Annotated in this window: 11 protein-coding genes and 2 pseudogenes; 9 read left to right on the top strand and 4 right to left on the bottom strand. The window is 67.0% G+C overall.

Features of this window, described 5'->3' with window-relative positions:
• The first annotated feature begins 237 nt into the window (after positions 1 to 237).
• A complete protein-coding gene (locus WME73_RS36465) occupies positions 238 to 1,380 on the top strand; it encodes an IS1 family transposase (RefSeq protein WP_437912535.1) in 1,143 nt (380 codons plus the stop codon).
• A 135-nt stretch (positions 1,381 to 1,515) separates the two neighbouring features.
• Here WME73_RS36465 and WME73_RS36460 read toward each other — a convergent pair.
• Positions 1,516 to 2,016: pseudogene (locus WME73_RS36460) on the bottom strand (cupin domain-containing protein); the annotation flags it as partial.
• Positions 2,017 to 2,031: 15 nt separating this feature from the next.
• Here WME73_RS36460 and WME73_RS36455 point away from each other — a divergent pair.
• The 8 genes and pseudogenes from WME73_RS36455 (at position 2,032) to istB (WME73_RS36420) (ending at position 7,997) form a co-directional block, all read left to right on the top strand.
• On the top strand, positions 2,032 to 2,541 hold the full coding sequence (locus tag WME73_RS36455) for a DUF4267 domain-containing protein (RefSeq protein WP_437917480.1): 510 nt from the start codon (positions 2,032 to 2,034) through the stop codon (positions 2,539 to 2,541).
• Between the two features lie 64 nt (positions 2,542 to 2,605).
• Positions 2,606 to 2,755: a DUF2871 family protein gene (locus WME73_RS36450; RefSeq protein WP_437852202.1), complete on the top strand. Its 150-nt coding sequence runs from the start codon at positions 2,606 to 2,608 to the stop codon at positions 2,753 to 2,755.
• Positions 2,756 to 3,411: 656 nt separating this feature from the next.
• Positions 3,412 to 3,783, top strand: coding sequence for a hypothetical protein (locus WME73_RS36445; RefSeq protein WP_437741866.1), 372 nt, complete (start codon positions 3,412 to 3,414; stop codon positions 3,781 to 3,783).
• Positions 3,780 to 5,279: an IS21 family transposase gene (gene istA, locus WME73_RS36440; RefSeq protein ID WP_437741865.1), complete on the top strand. Its 1,500-nt coding sequence runs from the start codon at positions 3,780 to 3,782 to the stop codon at positions 5,277 to 5,279. The genes WME73_RS36445 and istA overlap by 4 nt, the downstream gene beginning before the upstream one ends.
• On the top strand, positions 5,266 to 6,072 hold the full coding sequence (istB, locus tag WME73_RS36435) for an IS21-like element helper ATPase IstB (protein ID WP_437741864.1): 807 nt from the start codon (positions 5,266 to 5,268) through the stop codon (positions 6,070 to 6,072). The genes istA and istB (WME73_RS36435) overlap by 14 nt, the downstream gene beginning before the upstream one ends.
• A 479-nt stretch (positions 6,073 to 6,551) precedes the next feature.
• Positions 6,552 to 6,701 carry a hypothetical protein gene (locus tag WME73_RS36430; protein WP_437912534.1) on the top strand — a complete coding sequence of 50 codons (150 nt, stop codon included), beginning with the start codon at positions 6,552 to 6,554 and terminating at the stop codon, positions 6,699 to 6,701.
• A 205-nt stretch (positions 6,702 to 6,906) separates the two neighbouring features.
• A pseudogene (locus WME73_RS36425) lies at positions 6,907 to 7,271 on the top strand (GxxExxY protein).
• A gap of 45 nt (positions 7,272 to 7,316) precedes the next feature.
• A complete protein-coding gene (gene istB / locus WME73_RS36420; RefSeq protein ID WP_437912533.1) occupies positions 7,317 to 7,997 on the top strand; it encodes an IS21-like element helper ATPase IstB in 681 nt (226 codons plus the stop codon).
• Between the two features lie 149 nt (positions 7,998 to 8,146).
• Here istB (WME73_RS36420) and WME73_RS36415 read toward each other — a convergent pair whose 3' ends face one another.
• The 3 genes from WME73_RS36415 to WME73_RS36405 form a co-directional block, all read right to left on the bottom strand.
• Positions 8,147 to 12,100 carry a hypothetical protein gene (locus WME73_RS36415; RefSeq protein ID WP_437912532.1) on the bottom strand — a complete coding sequence of 1,318 codons (3,954 nt, stop codon included), beginning with the start codon at positions 12,098 to 12,100 and terminating at the stop codon, positions 8,147 to 8,149.
• A 17-nt stretch (positions 12,101 to 12,117) separates the two neighbouring features.
• Complete coding sequence (locus WME73_RS36410) at positions 12,118 to 17,253, bottom strand: hypothetical protein (RefSeq protein ID WP_437912531.1); 5,136 nt, start codon at positions 17,251 to 17,253, stop codon at positions 12,118 to 12,120.
• 428 nt (positions 17,254 to 17,681) lie between these two features.
• Complete coding sequence (locus WME73_RS36405) at positions 17,682 to 18,641, bottom strand: hypothetical protein (RefSeq protein ID WP_437912530.1); 960 nt, start codon at positions 18,639 to 18,641, stop codon at positions 17,682 to 17,684.
• Positions 18,642 to 18,670 lie beyond the last annotated feature (29 nt).

The following is an 18,670-nucleotide window of genomic DNA, read 5'->3' as shown; positions in this document are numbered from 1 at the left end:
CGGATCGGTGCAACGACGCCCGTCGGCTGTGACATACCCCGTCCTGTCGGCATCTACCGCGCGCCCTTCCGAGCGGTTTTCCCCGGAGAAATCGCTATAATCAGAGGACCTTAGACGAAAACGCCCCGCCCTCAGCTGCGAACTGAGAGCAGGGCGGCAGAAGCCGAGCGGGTTGCCCCGTCCAGCGTCCTGGCAGACCGGATCGTGGGCCCTCCGCCGGGGGAAGGCAAGGGTCCCGTGGCGAACGTGCTCCCACGCGAGCGGCAGCTTGCCGTGCTCGCGGCCTTGGTGGACGGCAACAGCGAGCGCGCCGTCGAGCGCATGACGGGCGTCGAGCGCAAGACGATCCGCCGCTTCGCGCTTCGCGTCGGCATCGCCGCGCAGAGCCTCCACAACACCATGGCGCGCGACCTCTCGCTCTCGCTCATCGAGAGCGATGAAGTCTGGTCGTTTGTGAAGAAGAAGCAGTCGCGCGTGACACCCGCGGAGCACGCGGCTGGCCTCGGTGAGGCGTACACGTTCACGGCGCTCGCGATGCCGAGCCGCTACGTCGTGACGTGGCACGTCGGCAAGCGCGACGAGACGAGCGCCGAGGCGTTCATCAAGGACCTCCGCGCGCGGCTCGTCGTCATGCCGTCGATCACCTCCGACGGCTTCGCGGCCTACCCGGGCGCGATCGGGAGCAGCTTCGGCCCCGGCGTCGACTTCGGGCAGGTGATCAAGCACTTCTCGCGGGGTGGCCAGCGGGACGACGACCACCGCTACGAGCCGCCCCGCAACCCGTTCCTGACCAAGCGGGTGGTGTTCGGCGCCCCGAACATGGACGCCGCGACGACCGCGCACGTCGAGCGGAACAACGCCACCCTGCGGCACCACATCGGGCGCATGAGGCGCTTGGTGCTGGCCTTCAGCAAAGACCTGGAGCACCACCGCGCGGCCGTCTCGCTCGGCCTGACGCACTACAACCTGTGCCTCATCGTCAAGACGATGCGCGTCACGCCCGCGATGGCGGCCGGCGTCACGAGCCACATCTGGGAGCTCCCGGAACTGCTCGATGCGCTCCTCTCCGTGCCCGAGACGCCGGCGCCGAGCGCGAAGCCGCTCGCTCCCCGCACGCCAGAGGGGACCTCGCGCGCGCTGCCCGGCGGCCGTGGCTTCCTGCGCGTGGTCCAGGGCGGCGCCACTCCGAGCTCGCCCGTCGCCCCTGCGCCACCGCCGCCCGCTCCCGTGCCCGTCGCTGCGCCCGCTCACGTCGAGCCCTCCGCGCCGTCGGCGGAGCAGTCCCGCCAGCTCGACCTGTTCGCCTGGCGCCCGAAGCCCAGGAAGCCGATCCAGATGTCCCTGTTCGGGGATCCGCCCGCCGACCCGACGGCGGAATAGTGGGGTTGTTTGCGCCCACAAAAGTGGGGTCGTTTCAAGCAGACTGGGGTAATTACCCCACCACCCACGGTCGGCGAGCAGCCGCACGAGCTCGATGAGGATGAGCTCGAGCCAGCGACGGCGAGCCAGCCCCGCCCCCGGGCGCGTCTCGCGCAGCTCGCTCCGCAGGCGCGCCAGCGCGTCGGCAAACGAGGGCCGCGCCTCGACGGCCCGCGCGCCGGCGTGGATCACCGTCGGCAGGACCTGCAGCAAGGGGGCAAGCGCGTCGTGCTCGAACCGGAACACGCCGCACAGCGCGCGCGCCGTGGTGGCGCCGCGGCCGAGCACGCGCTCGCCGTCCTCCTCTCGCGAGACCTCGAGCCACCGGTCGAGGAGCACGGGCTTCGCCCTCGCGTCGCCGTGGTCGACGCGGTGCCCCACGTTCGGTCGCACCAGCGCCACGTCGCCTTGGTAAAGCGAGACAGCCTCTCGCCCGGCGCGCAGCACGCAGCTCCCCTCGGTCACGTGGTGGAGCACCAGGATCGGACGCGCCGGAAGCTCGAGCGCCCAGGCCCCTCGCGCAGCGGTCCGGCAGACGACCTCGGACGAGAGCTTCGCCAGGAAGAATCGGTTCGAGAGCGGATCATCCTGGTACATGGCGGGAGCCTAGCGATGATCCAGACCGTGCTCAACGTGAGCGTTTGGGATCATCCGTTGCGCGCGCCGGCCATCGCGGTCGCGTCCGCCGAGGGCTACATCCAGCGCATGAACGACGCCACCACCGCCTCTTCTGCTCCGTCCCCTTCGTCGCACCGCCTCGACGGCGCGGGCATCGCCACGCTGCTCACCGGCCTCACGCTGTGCTTCATCGGCGCGCGCTTCCTGGTCGTCCCCGGAACCGCGGCGGCGGCCTTCGGCGTGCCGCTCACCGGCCTCGCCGCGTACGCCGTCGCCAAGGGAGCGCGCGACCTCTCCGTCGGCGTCTTGCTCATCGCCTTCGCGCTCCTCGGCGAGCGGCGCGCCGCGGCGCTCGCGCTGCTCCTCGGCTCCGTGATCCCCGTCGTCGACGGAGCCATCGTGCTCGCGTGGCGCGGCGCTCACCCGGGCTACCTCGCGATCCACTGGGGCACCGCCGTGTTCTGCATCGCGCTCGGCGTGCTGCAGCTCCGCCGCCGTGCGTGACCCTAGCGAGTGCTTGAAGGAGTCCCATCGGGGCGATGGTTGATCACAGGGAGTGAGCACCGAAATGCGGAAGTCGTACAACGCAGCACACGTCTACATGATCGTCGGAGTGGTCTCCGGGCTGTTCTACCGGGAGTTCACCAAGGTCAATCACTTCACCGGCGAGACCCAATTGGCCCGCGAAAACCTCGGCCTGAACCGTCGCGGCGCGTAGGTAAAAGAAGGCGGATCGCTGCGCGAGGAAGTGTGGCGCGGCGAACCGATGTGGCGGGACCGCGCGCGTCGTGTTAATGGCCACCCCGATCCGCAGATTTCTGCCCCTCACATCGTGACGCCTGGGGGCGGGCGCGGGCGGCCGGGAAGTTCGCCCCGGCGAGGCGCGGCGGTAGAGATCACGCCCAAGCGGCGCGCCGGAAAGAAGAAGGCCCTGGGTAGCGACCAGGGCCTTCCGGGGATCGGCGACAGACCGATGTTCGGCCTGTCTCGCACGACCCAGCCGCCAAGGGCAACTTCCCGGCGCGCTGGCCCGGGGACTCGTGCAAGACAGCTTCCGGCTCGCCCGCTGTGGGTGCTGCGCCGAGATGTTCTTCGTCTGCGGCCGATGTGATCGAGGGCAGGTCTACTGCGGCAGCGGCTGCCGCGCCGCGGCTCGCCAGCGGGCTCTGCGCGCGGCTCGGCTGCGTCACCAGCGCTCCGCTGAGGGGCGGCTCGATCACCGGGATCACCAGCGTGCCTACCGCGTCCGACGGGGCCGGCGCGTGATGGATACGGGTTCCGACAACTTGCCCGCATCCGCCAGCGTGTGCCCGCGGACCGGCGCGCCGACGTCGACAGACGACGTGGCCGCCGCCGGCCCGCGGGAGTCAAGGAATGGACGAACTCGTGATGACGATCTCCGCGACAGCGCGGGAGACGCGGGTGCTGCTGACGCAGGGGCCCGACGAGGTGATGAAGGCCCGGCTGCGGTCGGTGGCCACACCGGCGCATCGGTTCGCCGGGCCGATGCTGTGCGAATCGATGGCGCTCTGGCACGACCAGAGGGTCCGTGCTGTCGTTTCTGCGGAGTCCGAGGACATCTTGTTCGCGCTGGGTTTGTGCGACGGCCTCGGCGTCGCGCGCGCGACGCTGCACTACATCGTCGAGCCTCTCTTCATGGACGCCCCGCCCCGCCGCGGGCAACGCCTGCCGGGACTCGGTAACTTCCGTGGCGAGCATCGCCTTCGCAGGAGCCTCGGTCGATGACGATCGACCAGGCCAAGGAGGCGGAGGTTCGCCGCCTACACTTCGCCGAGCACTGGAAGGTCGGCACCATCGCGACGCAGCTCGGTCTGCACCACGACACCGTCGAGCGCGTGCTCGGCCTCGGCAAGGGGGCGCGCTCGCGGCCCGTCGTTCGCGACGCGGATGCCGCGGTGAGCGAGGTGCCTTTGCCGCTGCGCGGCTACGAGGCCTTCGTGATCGAGACGCTGACACAGTATCCCCGGCTCCGCGCCACGCGCCTGTACGACATGCTGGTCGAGCGCGGCTACGAGGGCAGTATGCGCACGGTGCGACGGCATGTCCGGCTCGTGCGCCCGGCGCCCAAGAGCGAGGCGTTCCTCCGCGTCGAGCCGCTCATCGCCGAGCAGGCCCAGATCGACTGGGCCTACGTCGGCAAGCTGCGCGTCGCGGGCGGCACGCGCCAGCTCTGGGCCTTCGTCATGGTCCTGTCGTACTCGCGCGCGATCTGGGGCGAGCTCGTGCTCGACCTGTCCGCGAGCTCGCTCCGCCGCTCGCTCGTGCGCGCGTGCCGCTACTTCGGCGGCGCTACGAGACAATGGCTGTTCGACAACCCCAAGACCGTCGTCCTCGAGCGCCACGGCGACGCCGTGCGCTTCCACCCGGACCTGCTCGCGGTCGCCGGTCAGCTCCGCGTCGCGCCGCGGCTCTGCGCCGTGCGGAAACCGCAGCACAAGGGCAAGGTCGAGCGGGCGATTCGCTTCCTGCGCGACCGCTTCTTCGCCGCGCGCACGATGCGTGATCTCGATCGCGGCAACGCCGAGCTGCTCGTCTTCCTCGACGAGATTGCCAACGTGCGCTCGCACCCCCGATGGCCTGAGCGGCGCATCGACCAGGTGCTCGCGGAGGAGAGGACGAGGCTGCTCGCGTTGCCCGACCCGCTGCCGGAGACGGATCTCGTCCAGCCCGTGCCCGTCGACAAGACCGCCTTCGTCCACTTCGACGGAAACCGCTACTCGGCGCCGTCGCTCCACCACGGCAAGACGCTGACGCTCGTGGCCAGTGACACGACCGTGCAGCTGTTGGACGGCGGCACCGAGGTTGCGCGGCACGTGCGCTGCTGGGGACGACGCCAGGTCATCGAGGCGCCCGAGCACCGTGCCGAGCTGCTCGACCACAAGCGCGCCGCGCGCGAGGCCAAGGGGCGCGAGCGGCTCGGTGCCGCGATCCCCGGCTTCGAGATCCTGCAAGAGCGCTGGGTGGAGGCCGGTCGCAACGTCGGCTTCATGACCGCCAAGGCCCTGCGCCTTCTGGACCTGTACGGCGTCGAGATCCTCGGCGCTGCGGCGCGCGAGGCCATCGCCCGCGGCACCCACGATCCCGGTGCCCTCGCCGTGCTCTGCGAGGAGCGTCGCCGCGCCGCCGAGGGCCCTGTCCCCATCGACATCGATCTCGGAGCCCACGTCCCCGATCGCGACGTGATTCCCCACGACCTGGAGTCCTACGATGCCCAACGATGACGTCGCAGATCTGATTCACTCCCTCGGCGTACGCGTGTCGCGCGAGGCGCTGCTCGCGCTCATCGCGCATGCGACCACGGCGCGCTTGTCGCCGGTGCAGACGTTCGAGGAGCTCGCCGCCATCGCCCGCCGCGAGCGCGCCGAGCGCAACCTCGCCGCGCGCGCCAAGGCGGCGACCCTCGGCACCTTCAAGCCCCTCGAGCGCTTCGACTGGAACCACCCGCGCACGATCCAGCGTGAGCTCGTCGAGGAGCTGATGACCCTCGACTTCGTCGCCAAGGGGCACAACGTCCTGCTCCGAGGTCCGAGCGGCGTCGGCAAGACCATGCTCGCCCAAAACCTCGGCATGGTCGCCCTCCAGCGCGGCTACACCGTGCGCTTTACGACGCTGTCGGCCGCGCTCGCGGATCTGCTCAAGCAGGAGTCGCTGCCGGCCCTCGAGCGACGGCTGCGAAAGTACACTGCCCCGTCGCTGCTGATCCTGGACGAAATCGGCTACCTGCCGTGCAGCCGTCAGTCCGCCGATCTGCTCTACAACCTCATCAGCCGCAGGCACGAGAGCCGATCGCTCGTGCTGACGACGAACCTGCCATTCAAGCAGTGGAGCACGGTCTTTCCGGGCGCGGCGTGCGTCTCGGCGCTGATCGACCGCTTCGTCCAGCACTGCCACATCCTCGACATCGATGCTGACTCGTGGCGGCAGAAGGAGTCGTTGGCCATGAGCGAGGCGCGCTCCAAGCCGACGGCAGAGGCCGCCGCGCCGCCTGCCCCGGCGGCAGCGAAGAGGCGCTGACCCGGGCGACGCCGGGTGCGATTTCCGCGGCGCCCGGGGGTCAGATTTCCGCGGGCGCCACGGTCACTTTTCTGCGGACGTGAGGGTCACGATTCCGCGGATCCTCGTGGCCAGATTCCTGCGGATCTCCGAGGCCATCTACAGCGTCGCGACGCCTCGTTCATGGGTCGAAAGAGCGGCCCCGCGCGGCGCAGAGCGCGAAGAGGGGCGCAACAGCCGCCGCGCCTGCGTTTCGGAGCGGGCTCATCGCCCGCCTTCGCGGGCTCTTCTGGCTTCGCAGGGCGCGGTCCGATGCGCCTCCGCGCCAACGTGGGCGGCTTTCGGACGCGAGCACCCCCGCGTACTTACCGTGTGAAAGCGCGGCGGCGGGACGCCGGTTGCGAGCCGGCACAAGAGCGAGAGCCGGCGACGGCATCGTCCCGCCGGTCTACGCACGCATCGACTGGGCTTCCCTCATCCGCCGCGTCTATTTGGAGGATGTGCTCGCGTGTCCGTGCGGTGGGCGCCGGCGGCTCGTCGCCGACATCTCCGAGCGCGAAGCCATCGTGGCGATCCTGACCCATCTCGGCATCCCCAGCGAGCCGCCGCCCATCGCCAGGGCCGGAGACCCGTCGTTCGACGCGGCGTGAGCCTCTCGGCCTCGTCCCTTCGCGTGCCGCTCGCGCGTTCCGAAGGCCAACCTCTGCCCGCAGCTCGACCCCACGCGAGCGGCGCCCTCGCTCTTGGGCCTTTTCGTGCCCCGCGCATCCCCGAGCGCCAGCCGGCGTTGGTGGCCCGCGCGGTTCTGCCTTTCGTGATCCGGTCGGCTCGTCCTGGCCTCCGGCGTGTATCGAAGTGCATCGACATCTCGGCCCTGTACTGCTTGAATCTGCGTACGAGCACTGCCTTTGCCATGAGCTTTCGCTTCGCGGCCTACGCTTAGAGCGTCAGCGTCCGCTTCCACTCATCTACAAGGGAGTGCATCTCGAGTGTGGCTACCGTCTCGAGTTGTTGTTCGTAGCAGCATGCTTGTTGAGGTGAAGGCGGTGGAGCGGCTACTGCCCGTGCACGAGGCACAGGTGCTGACCTATCTCAGGCTCACGAAGCTACCGGCCGCCCTGATCGTGAACTTCAACGTTGCGGTCCTACGGCACGGGCTGCGCCGCCTCACCTATAACCCCAATTACCCCTTCCCGCCTTCTCGCCTTCATGTAACATAACTATTCGTCTGAGAGATCAAGATCGACTTCTTCGGCAAGGCATAGGTGGGCATCGTCGAGACGAAAGGGGGCCTATGGGTCGTGAACGGCTACGAGCTCGGCTCCAAGCAGCGCACGCGCGTGGCGATGGGAATCCAGATCGCACACTTCCCCGCGATCAAGACCCTGGAGGAGTTCGACTTCAAGTTCCAGCCCTCCGTCGACCACAAGCTCGTCCGCGAACTCGCCACCGGACGCTTCCTCGCCGAGGCCGACAACGTGCTGGTGTTCGGGCTGCCCGGGGTGGGCAAGACGCACCTGGCGATCGCGCTGGGACGGTCCGTCGTGGAGGCGGGGCACTCGGTGCTCTTCACGAGCGCCACCGCGCTCTTGGCGGCGCTCTCGAAGGCGGAGACCGAAGGGCAGTTCGCCGAGAAGCTTCTCTTCTACACCAAGCGGAAGTTGCTGGTGATCGATGAGTTGGGATACCTGCCTTTCGAGCGGCAGAGCGCTCACCTGTTCTTTCAACTCGTCGCCAGGAGATACGAGAAAAGTAGTACCCTGATCACGACAAATCAGGCCGTGACGCAATGGGGCACGGTCTTCGGTGACGATGTCCTCGCTGCCGCGATCCTCGACCGGCTGCTCCATCCACAGCCACACGCTGATGATCTCGGGGACAGCTACAGGCTGAAGCAGAAAAAGAAGGCGGGACTGCTCGGCGGGAACGCTGCGCCGGCTCGGTAACCAGGGGCGCGGGGGGGTCAGTTTTACTGACGTAAGGGGGTCAGAAGTTGTTGTTGCTTGACAAATGTAACGATGGCGGCCTGGTAGCCCGGATCTACGCGGTTCAGGTGGTGACCGATGAGCAAGAAGGAGCCCCGGGAACGTTGGTGCTAGCGCGGCCTATCCGCCGTGCAGCAGACCTCCGGAATCGGTGTCAACGGCGACGTACGCAAAATGCGATGGTGTCCGAGCGCGTCGGACAACGGGCGATCGACATTGTCCGATACAGCAGACGCCGCGTCGACACGGGTTCCCGACAGCTCCGCGCGCACGGTGGCGGGGAGGTCCGCGTCCGCCAGAGGTTGACCTCTTGCCTCGCGCGGCAGCATCGCCGAAAGCGTCGGCATCATCTCGACGCACAATACGCTGAGCGGCGCGTCACTCGGGAGTCCAAGCTCGCGCAGGACTTCGGCGATTTCGTCCTGCTTCCACACCGTGACGCCATGCACCGGTGCGTCGCGATTTTGAAACGGGCCTGTGCAAGCGTTCCTGCCTGCCGCATCCGTCGGCCGTCCGATCCGTCGCGGCGCCACGTACAGCGCCCGATCCTCGAGCAAGATGTTGCGTGAATCCTTCCCGTCGGCCTGCCGCACCTGCGCATAAAGCAGCGCCCAGATCTGGGTGCGCGGCGGATCCTGCGTGATGTTCTTTCCGTTCAGCACGGCCTCCGCAAAGGGCGCTTCCACGAGCAGCTCATCCTCGTTCCGCAGGCAGGTGCAGAAGAGCGTGGGCGCCGGATGCTGCACGCCGGTCGTCCGCAGCGGCCGGCCGAACCGACCCTGAGCGGTCGACCAGATGTTCGCGTGACCCACCCGCAGCTCGTACGTGAAGATCCCGAACAGCTCAGGGCTGTCCGCGTTCAACCCGGGCGGCAGCGGCACGAGAAAATGACGATCGCTGTTCCCCGCGGCCTGGAGCTGCATCATCGCCGACAGCCCGGCTTTGTCGTCGGTCGGATGCTCCGTGACGAATACCCGGATCAACTCTGGATCGATGGGCAGCGGCGGCTCTTCAGGTGCGATGAAGGTTTCGCCACGCTGGTCGGATAGCAGTGGATCCGGCGCGTAACCCAGCAGTCGGATGAAGTAGGCATCGTTCGGATCCTTGATCGGCTCTTCGAGCTCCAGCCAGAGGAAACGGCGCCGCGGCTCCGAATACGTGTACCCCTTCTCGTCACGCTTGTAGGTGGACAGCGCGAGTCCGGCCGACACGATCCGCGGCAGCTGTGCCGGCGGCGTCGTCACCGGCAGCGCTATGCGCAGACGCTCGGGCCGAGGGCGGACGGCCGGGACGCTCTTGAAGCGGGGCCGGATCTCGTATTCGAGCTCGATGACGTCCGGAAAGCGGGGTTCGGCAGCGTTCGCGGCCTGTGAGCGATCCGACTTCGGCTCTACCGCGTCGAGGAACAGGAGCGTCGTGTGATCGCGCTCTGACGCCTCGAGCGCCTGGAGCGATGCCGTTGGAATCACCTCCCAGTCGCCGACTGGCTTACCGTCGTTGTCGTCCACGAACGCATCCGAAGCGAATTTCTTCCTGCGGAGGATCTCGAAGCTGACGGGCTGCAGCCCGTCCCACGTCCAGTCGCGGTCGAGCTGCAGGGTCAGCGCGACGATCCAGTGATTGATCAGGTCCTCCTTCGCTGCAAAGGTGAGCGACGAGTTGTCGGGAGAGAGCGTGTGGCGGATCCGGCGCGAGCAGCCGAACACCACACGTTTCCCTTTCTTCCCGACGAGCGTGAGCCCCTTGTGCTCCGCCCCGACCTGCTGCGCAAGCCGTTCGATGATCTCGGGGCGCTCGCCGGTGATCCGCTGGTACAACAATGTGTCTAGGGTGCCGTCGAACGGGATCACCGGGTCCGGCTGCAGGTAGATGCCCTGGATCGCTTTGGTCGCGCCGCGAGCAAACAGATGCCGCTCGTCGCTGGATTCTCGCCGCACCCGCAGTTGGATGGGCTTGCCGACGTGAGCGCCCGAGGCGAAGTACGCGGGATCGTCGTCGGCAATCCCGCGGAGGGTCAGCCGGATGTCGCGCGCGGTCGGCAGCACGAGCTCATCGAGCGCATCAATCTGCGCCTGGGTGAACCCCAGTTCGCCGAGATCGTTCGGGTCACCGAAATTCAGGACGGCCGCGCTCTTGAACTGCAGCGGGATCTCCCGTGGATCGTCGAGCTGTGTCGGGAAATCGCGGGTGGTCGTGTAGAGCAGCGCGTAGGCTTCGCGGCCGGAGAGCGAGCGCTGGTTGTCCATGCGGAGCGCCCGTACCTCCACGTCGATCTGCACCCGGCGCACGTCCGGATCGGCGATGCCGAACGACTCCTTGCCGACGGCCGCGTCGGATGCGTCGAGAAGCAGCGGAATGGGATCCGCGTACTTGCCGGTGAACACTACGCTCGGATAGCCGAGCAACGGCCGGCGTACCTTCAGGCTGTCGGCCCTGTAGAACGTGTCCAGATCCTCGTCCGGGAACTTGGGCAGTCCGAGCACGCGGACGGGCTCCGGCACGACGTGACGACGGAACGGAACCTTCGCCACTGGGGCGGGCGCTTCCTGGATCGGATCGTCGGTGACGCGCGGACCACCGCCAGTCGGGTCCATGAGCCGCACGCGGAACTCGTAGATTCGCCCGTAACGCAACGGGATCGCGTTCAGCCCCAGCGCGTCGTACAGCCGCCCGAGGCTCGCCGGAGCCTGCGCCTGCTCGGTCTTGAAGATTGCGGCTGCGTTCTCGTCTGGCAGCACGAGCGACGTGCCGTTCCACTGAGTCATGTAGGATGGCAGCCAGAACTGGCCGGTCGCTTGATTGCCATCGAGCTGCTGCGGGTGCACCTCGACGCCTAGCTCGCCGGTCCAACGCGCGTCGGGCCGCTGACCGAGCGGAATGGCCCCGAGCGTCAGCGGCGCCTTGCTGCGCACTTGCACGAGCGTGCGCCACGTCGCCTGACCGCGCTCGCGCGCGTCGATGCGATAGCCGAACACGCCCATCGGAGCATCGAGCCGCTGCGCCGGCCCGCCCACCGTCGGCACGGTGGGGTCCGCTTTCAACTGACGGTTCTGCCAGATGAGAATCTGCTCGTCGTCCCACCCGAGACGGATGCCGATATCGGTCAACGGCGTGATGCCATCCGGATCCTCGGCCAGCAGGTTCTGGCTGACCGGCTGAAACCCGTGCACGATCTTAGCAAAGCCATCATCGTAATCGGCGGCTTCGATGAAGACCGCGTCGAAGTTGCCGGGCGCGGCCGGCGGGCCCGGGAGGGTCGGATCGTCGAACAGCACCGGGAACTGCACGGCCGCAAAGAGCGGGCGGCTGGTCCCCGCCTTGAGCCGCGGAATGCGGGCAGCGTAACGCGCCAGGAACCCGTAATCCGCGGCCGCTTGCGACTCGAAGTCGCTGCCGGCCGCGAGATCGACGTGGAGGAAGCCGCCGTCGGCGAGCAACCCGTCGGGCACGACGAACGACGCCTCACGAATGAGGCCAAGACGCCTGGCGAGCTGATGGTGACGTAGACAATACGCGTAGACCTGTCCCCAGCTCACGGTGTCGGGCGTGCTGACAAAGGCCGGGTTCGGACCTCTCTGATCCTTCACGGCGCAGCGATAGCTGTCGTCCGTCACCGCGTCCTGCGTACGCGGGCCCGTGAAGAGAAAGGACTCCCGGTAGCTGCGCGGGAGGTACTTCCGGATGAAGATCTCGCGCTTGACCGGCTCGGCCAGCCGGGGCTGGTCCGTGGTGATTCGGAAGCGGCCCGGCGCAGCCGCGACGAGCTCTTCGAACAACGCGCGCGCGTCTACCGCCGGACCGCTCGCCGCCGGCAGCGGCGCCGTGAGATCGACCGGCGCATTCACCGGAAAGCGGTCGAGCCCGTCGATGACGTGGGCCGCGAGCCGTAGATCCGCGTCGGCAAAGGCGGGCGGTTCGCCCAGATTCGGGAGGTTGGTGATCACCGGGAGCAGCGGGTCGCCGTTCCAGGCCGAGCTGAGCTTCGGCACCAGCAAGATGCGCAGGTGCAGCTTGCGACCGTCGAATCGCTGCGGGAACGTCAGAATGCTGAAACGAGCGTCCATGGTCGTCGGATCCTCGGCTAGGCGATTTGGCGGCTCTCTTGCCAGCTCTCGGAGAAGTGGATGTTGATCACCAGGAAGATGCTGATATCGAGACCGAAGGTCACCTGCGCGATCATGTCCGTCCGATTCTGCGCCTCGAGGCGCTTCACGCTCCCCTTCGCCTCGATCTGAATCGTGATGCTGACGATGCCGCCGAGGATCTCGGCGCGGCCGCGGAACAGGAGGAAGCCGGAGATCGTGAGCTGGCTCGAATCCAGAACGATCTCGACTCCTACCATGAAGAGCAGGGATACGTTCGCGACCACCGGGAGCGCGGCGACGACCTCGGCGCCGAAGCCGAACTTCATGAACAGCGCGCGCCCGGTCTTGATGTCGGCAGATATGCGCAGGTCCACCGAGCCCGTGGCGTAGACCGTCGCGATCCCGACGCTGACGCACATCACCGAGAGCCGCCCGCCGAATTCGAGGAACGCGCCGGCCGACGGGATGAGCTGCCTTGGATCCGTCGTGACCTTGAGCGCCTCATTGAAGTACACGCCGAGTGCGAGGTGCGCCTCGAGCTTCAATGGTGCCAGGGGCTCGTCGTAGAGAGGGCCGGGCGGGAACTTGACGACCGGGATCTCTTTGCGCGCATGGAACGCGTAGGTCCAACTGTCGGCCGAGTTGCTCATCGCAACCTCGAGCCCCTTCTGGAACGCCTCCTGATAGTCGCCACCCTGTAGCTGCTGCAGGAGCTGGAGGATTTCGATCACCGGCTTCAGCGCGTCGCTGAACTCGATCTGCGGCTCCTTGAAGGCGGGCGCCCTTCCCTTCTCCGCGTCGAGCTTGCCCTTGATCATGATCAGGCGGTCGAGCGGCCCGAGATCCACGACCATGCCGATGTCGTTCACCTTCGACAGCCACCTCTTACCCACGTCCGAAGCCGACGAGTCGAAGCCATAGCGCAGGTGCCCCGGACTCATCGTATTGCCGTGCTTGTTCTTCTTCGCGTACTCGACGTACACCTTGAGGAACGACTCGTTGATCAGGTAGAGCGGACCTTCCGGGAGCGCCTGCTCGAACACGGCGTCTGGGTTCGCCTGATCGAGGAGGCGATAGCCTTCCGCGAGGATCTTCGTCTGGAACGCGCCGAGCGCCAGCGGCAGCGCATCCTGCACGTTCGGGAAGATGCCCGGCGAATTGATGATGCGGTACGCGTCGGCAAAGTCCGGCGGCGCGCCGAGGAGCTGGTCGACACCCTCCTTGAAGCTCGGGAGACGGAAGAGCGCCTTCTGTGTCTCTGTGGAGTGCAACAGCCCGTAGTTGCGCGTGCTCTCGGTAGGTGCCTGGACGATCTCCTTCGGGTCGGCCAGGCGCAGCAGGTCCGCTGGGCTGGCGTCCGTCGTCTGCGTCGCGGTGTCGAGCAAGCCGCGCCGGATCAGCGGCACCGCTGCTTGCGGATCGAGCGGCGACACCTCGCCGGTTGCCTGCGTGTGCTGCACGACGCTCCATGCGCCGTCCCTCGGCAGGATGACGGCGCCGCGCGCCGCGGAGACGAAGATCGGCTTGCCGCCGGTGTCCGCAGAAGAGTTGACGTCCACGCGGCTCAGCCGCATGTGCTGGCCGCTGCCGCCGATGTCGACGACGCAGTCGACCGGTCCGCCGATGGCGCCGAGCTGGCTGGTGAGGAGCAAAGCAAAGAGCTCCGGCGGCAGCGGCTCACCTCGCGGCGCGATCTGGACGTAGCCGAGTATTCCCTTCGACGGCACGCGGCCGCCGCCGGCGCCGCTCTTGACACCATCGACGCCGACGTCGGCGTCGAAGTAGATCGGCTGCAACTCGACCGCGGGATTGCGCGCCTCGGACGGCGTGCTGCTGTCGACCGTGCGAAGCACGCCGTCGTCGTCCACGTACGAGTCGCCATCATTCTTGTTCCACGTGCTCTCGAACCGCGGCACCGCCGTCGTCTCGCGGATGTTGCGGACGCGGAAGACGCCGCGGACGACGCCCGGATGGAACGCGTAGGGGTTGGGCTGTTGGACCACCACGAGGTCGCCTGTTGCGGCGGTCCGATACACGTTGTAGCGAAAGTCGTAGAGGCCGTCGGACTCGGCCTCCCACCCCGTGTCGTCGCGGAACACATACCCGCTGCTCATCCGGAGCAGCGTGATCGTGCGGACAACGCGGAATCCCCACGGGTAGACGAGACTCCGGACCTGAATCACCTCATGCGCCGTGCGCCCGACGATGACCTCGAAGTGCGCCTGGCTGGTGGCCGCGATGGCGGCGTTCGGGTTCTGCCAGTGGCTGAATATGCTCGCGCCGTAGCCCGAGAAGTCGATGCGCGCGAGCGGCACACCACGCCTCTTGTACCCGATGTTGCTGCCGTAGAAGAACTCATTGTTGAAGACGATACCGACGCTGCGGCCGAGCGTGCCTGCGAGGGCCTGCCTGCCCCCGTGCCCGAGGACGTTTTCGAGCTGCAGCGTGCTGCCCATGAAGATGGGGCTCTCCGCTGGGTGCTCCGGCGCGTCGACGCGCAGTTGCAGACCGCCTTTAACGGCGCCGTCCTCGTACTCGGGTTGGTTGAGCTCGAGCTTCGCCCCCGGAAGGTCCGGGGCGAACTGGTTCTGGCGGCTGAACTCCGCGAACGCGCGCAGGCCGAACGGCAGCGTGAAGAGGGCGCCGGTAAAGCCGTCGCGTCGTGACTGGAAATCGCGGAACAGGAACTCGGCGACGGTGAGCGGCGCGATCGCGACGAGCTCCACGCTATTGTTCAAGAGACGCGTAGGGCCGCCGTCATTCGGATAGTAATTGCCCCCGCTGGGCGGATCGTAAGGTGGCGTGCCGCCGATGACCCGAGGTGTGGTCCGGTTGACAAGCGGCTCCCAGCTCACCTGCGGAGCGGTGAACGCCCGCACGTACCGGCCCTCTGCGGAGAGGTCCATTCCGCGCACCTTCAGCGGGATGGCTGCGGCATCCAAGCTCGATCCGTCTCGCACGCCGTAGATGCGGAAGAAGATGTAGTCGTCTTCGTCGAGCGTGCTCGCGTCGAACCACGCGAAGCTCACGCCCATCTGGTCGGCGCGGCTCGAGACGTCGAGCAAGGCGAACTCTTCCGCTTCGAACCGCTCGAAGAGCCGGGCCCAATCGCGCTCGTTCGACCGGGGATCGCCGGAGGAGGCAAGCGTCTCCGTCGAAGCTACGCGCGGCTCTACCTCGAGCGAGCTCCGCGGAGGGGCGCTGGTCGCGCGCGTCGCGCTCGCCCACGCGGCGAAGGCCCGATCTTGCCCGGCGATCGCCGCGAATGCGAAGCTCGTATGCACATGGTCCGGCTTTTCATCGTCCGCCGCCTTGCGCCAGTCGACGGTCGCGAGGAGCAGCGCACCAACCTGCCGTGCGCGCTGGCGGCGCCGTGCATAGCGGCGCAACGTGCCGATGTTCGCGGCGTACGGATCCGGTAGCGTGGGGAGTAACCCGTAAAGCCCCATGCCTAGCACGAGGACGGCGCGGTCCACTCGCTCCTCGTCCAGCAGCCGGGCGAACAGCAGCAGACTGTTCACCGGCGTGACAATGAACAGCGCGTTTCGGATGGCCACCGACCGCTCACGATCGCCTGCGAGCGGCCATGTGGCCCTCGGGTCGAGGCTGTCGACGAGGATGTTGTCGTCGTACAGCGACGCCATTCGAACCGTGTCGGTGTAGCCGAGAAGAAGCAACGAGCTCAGCATGCGGATGGGCAGCGGCGTCCCGGTCACATCCACGGGACGGTCGAGGCGCGCCTCGGCGTTCGTCAGAGCAAGCACGACTTCGCTGCCCGTCGACGCTGACAGGTAGCTTATGTCGAACGAGTCCGAGTATCGGAGATCGATGCCCGAGCGGAAGCGCGAGTCCTCGTCTTTCCATAGTCGCAGCTTCTGGTGCGCGTGACTGCTGGACGCGCGCGGGTCCGTGATGAACACGAGCTCGGGAGAGAGCACGATCCATGGCCGTGGCAGCCGAATCGGTCCCTCGCGCAGCCCGGACCACCCGAGCGTGAGCCCGGATTCGGCCTGCACCGCGAGCGCACCGCTGCCGGCCGCCTCGGTGGGATGCGCGACGTCGATCGCGGCAACGGGAAGCGCCCAGCCGGCCCGCCGGATTGGCGCGCTCCCCTCGACGTTTGCAAACGGTGAGCGCTCGACGTCCACACCGATCTCGGAAGCAGAGGGTGACATCGGGATGACGACCGACTGCAGCGACGGCTCGAAGAATGGCGACGCGCCTTGACGCCACTCGAAGCCGATCGGCTGCCCGTACAGCTCCCAGCTCGCACACCCGACGGCGGTCACCGCGGCACGGCCAGATGCGAGCACGAACGAAAACGTGTCCGGGAGCGCGATCAGGGCTTCCGCAGCGTCGATACCCGCGCGTCCGCCGGAGACCCTCGCTGCCGCGGGCACGCGGAGATTCAAATGCATATGACACGACCCTCCCGACGGGACGGTGAGCTTGCCGCCCGCGTCGACCGGGGGCGGCGAGAACACCAATTGTCCGCCTTTGCCACGGAGACCCACGAACGTGCCACTCGGTGCGCTGGGCGTCAGTAGATCGGCGCGAAGCCACACGGTGCTCGGTCCGATGTCGTACTGCCGCCGGTTCAGCAGGCGCAGCACGTCACGAATCGAGAGCGATTTTCCGGGTTCGAGAAGATGTTCGTCCAGCTGAAACAGCAGAGCTGGGGAGGGGTCACCCTCTAAATAGATCGGTACTAGCCCGATAAGGCGGTAGAAGTCGAACCAGAAGAGGCGACCGTCGATGCCATCGAAGGGGCCGAGCGTCTGGTCAATCGCCGCGCCCCGTCCCCACGCAGGCGTCGTCAGGCCGATTGCCGGTGCGGAGAGCGGAGCTTCACGGCGGAACACACGATACCGTGGGTGATCGTCCTCGCGTGCCCCCGAGGTTAGGTCGCTGAGGCGACGATTTCGTTCGTCCTGCTGATCCGAAGGTATGTCCCAGCTCACCCGATCCACAGACAGCTCGCCGGCGATGTCTTCAGCGGCTAGATCGCTGAACCGCGCGTGCGCCAGCAGCTCTTCGAGCCGAATGACGGCGTCGCGTTCAGGTCCGGTGTGCGCGCTGAGATTGGCCGACAGGGCGGCGATACGAGAGCGCAGGTCAACTCTGGATGGCATGACGACCTCAGTCTACAGTCGTGCATGCAGAAACCATGCGCGCGGACAGTGATCCAAATGGATACGATTGTAAGTGATCATGGATCGAGCCGGTGAGGAGAGGAAAGTTGGTTCGTTCTTTGCTGGGACTTCGGCGGGAGAAGAACGAAGCCGGGACGGCGATGGTCGCCAGCCCAGTACAAGGTTGCTGCATGTGGGTGAGAGATGATGAAGAATTGCCTGATCAGCGACGATTACTTCGGCTCTCCCGCACTTTTACTGAAGGCCGGATGAGCCTGCTCGAGTTGCGCGCCGCGATGGTGCTGCACCTTGTCTTGCAAGCGCGCGGGATCATTGGACCCGGTCAGACAAAGTGCAGCACCATCCGGAGTCGTCGGACCAGAAGCGCAGTGCGATCGAGGGCCGCGACCCACCGGCTCTTGCTGATATCATCGAGATCCGGGAGGCAGGAGCCCCGGAAGAACCTGCCCCCATCTCTGATGAATCAGGTCATCCATCGGGAGAGTAGCCAACCGCGTTCGCTCCGCCTCAGGCATCGCCACCCACTTCTGCCACATCCCGTCCGGCTCGGTGATCCAGGCCCAGCGGTCGTTGGCGATGAGCACGTCGCCGAGGGGGAACGCCGTCAGAAAGTCGCGGTGGTAAGGGTGGACGTTCCTGGTGAACGCGCGAGTGCGTCGGACAGTGAACCCTCCCAGAGGGTCGGGGTCGCGCATCAGCGCGTCGTAGAACGGCTGGATGATGGCAAACTGCTCGTTCTCCAGGAGCATCTGATTCCCCGCCGCGATCTCGCCGGGGATGTTCGTGGCGATCTTGGTCCACGCAGCCGCGTAGCTGGCTTTCCCCGGGTGCCGAAGGTCGTGCACGAGGGCCAGTTGAATGGTCTTCACCGGATCATCCAGGAACGCCTCGTGCTGCCAGGCCAGGTCGAGGAAGATGCTCTTACCGATCTGGACCATGGTGGTCGTCAAGGTGGACGGGTCAGCATAACCGGGCAACAGGAACCCCGGATCCACCAGAAAGTCCAGCCCGCCCACGACGGCCCCGCCCGCCATCCGACCGAGCCCGGCCCAGAGAAACTGGTTCGGGCGCCCCAGATAGGTATCCCGATAATAGTCGTACAGCCTGAGGATGCGAGCGCGGTTGGCCCTGTAGCCGGCCGACGGATCCCAGGAGTCGTCCCGCTGGCCGAAGGCCTTGACGTAAGACCGGAGGGTGTAGAAATCCCGGTTCATGGTGTAGAAATCGTCTGCCGTCGGGTCCTGATCGAGGCTTGCCCATCCATCTGTGGACGAGACGAGATTTCCTGTGGATGGGTTGGCGGTCGCGACGTTGCCAAGAAGCGTGACAGCAGCGAGACTCAGAGCAGACGCAATTCGCTCCATCATTTTTTCAACTCCTCTAGACGATTCACGGC

The sequence above is a fragment of the Sorangium sp. So ce302 genome (assembly GCF_051530145.1).
GTDB classification, from domain to species: domain Bacteria; phylum Myxococcota_A; class Polyangia; order Polyangiales; family Polyangiaceae; genus Sorangium; species Sorangium cellulosum_B.
The sequence above is the reverse complement of the archived record's forward strand: the minus strand, read 5'-3'. Positions and strand labels throughout refer to the sequence as shown.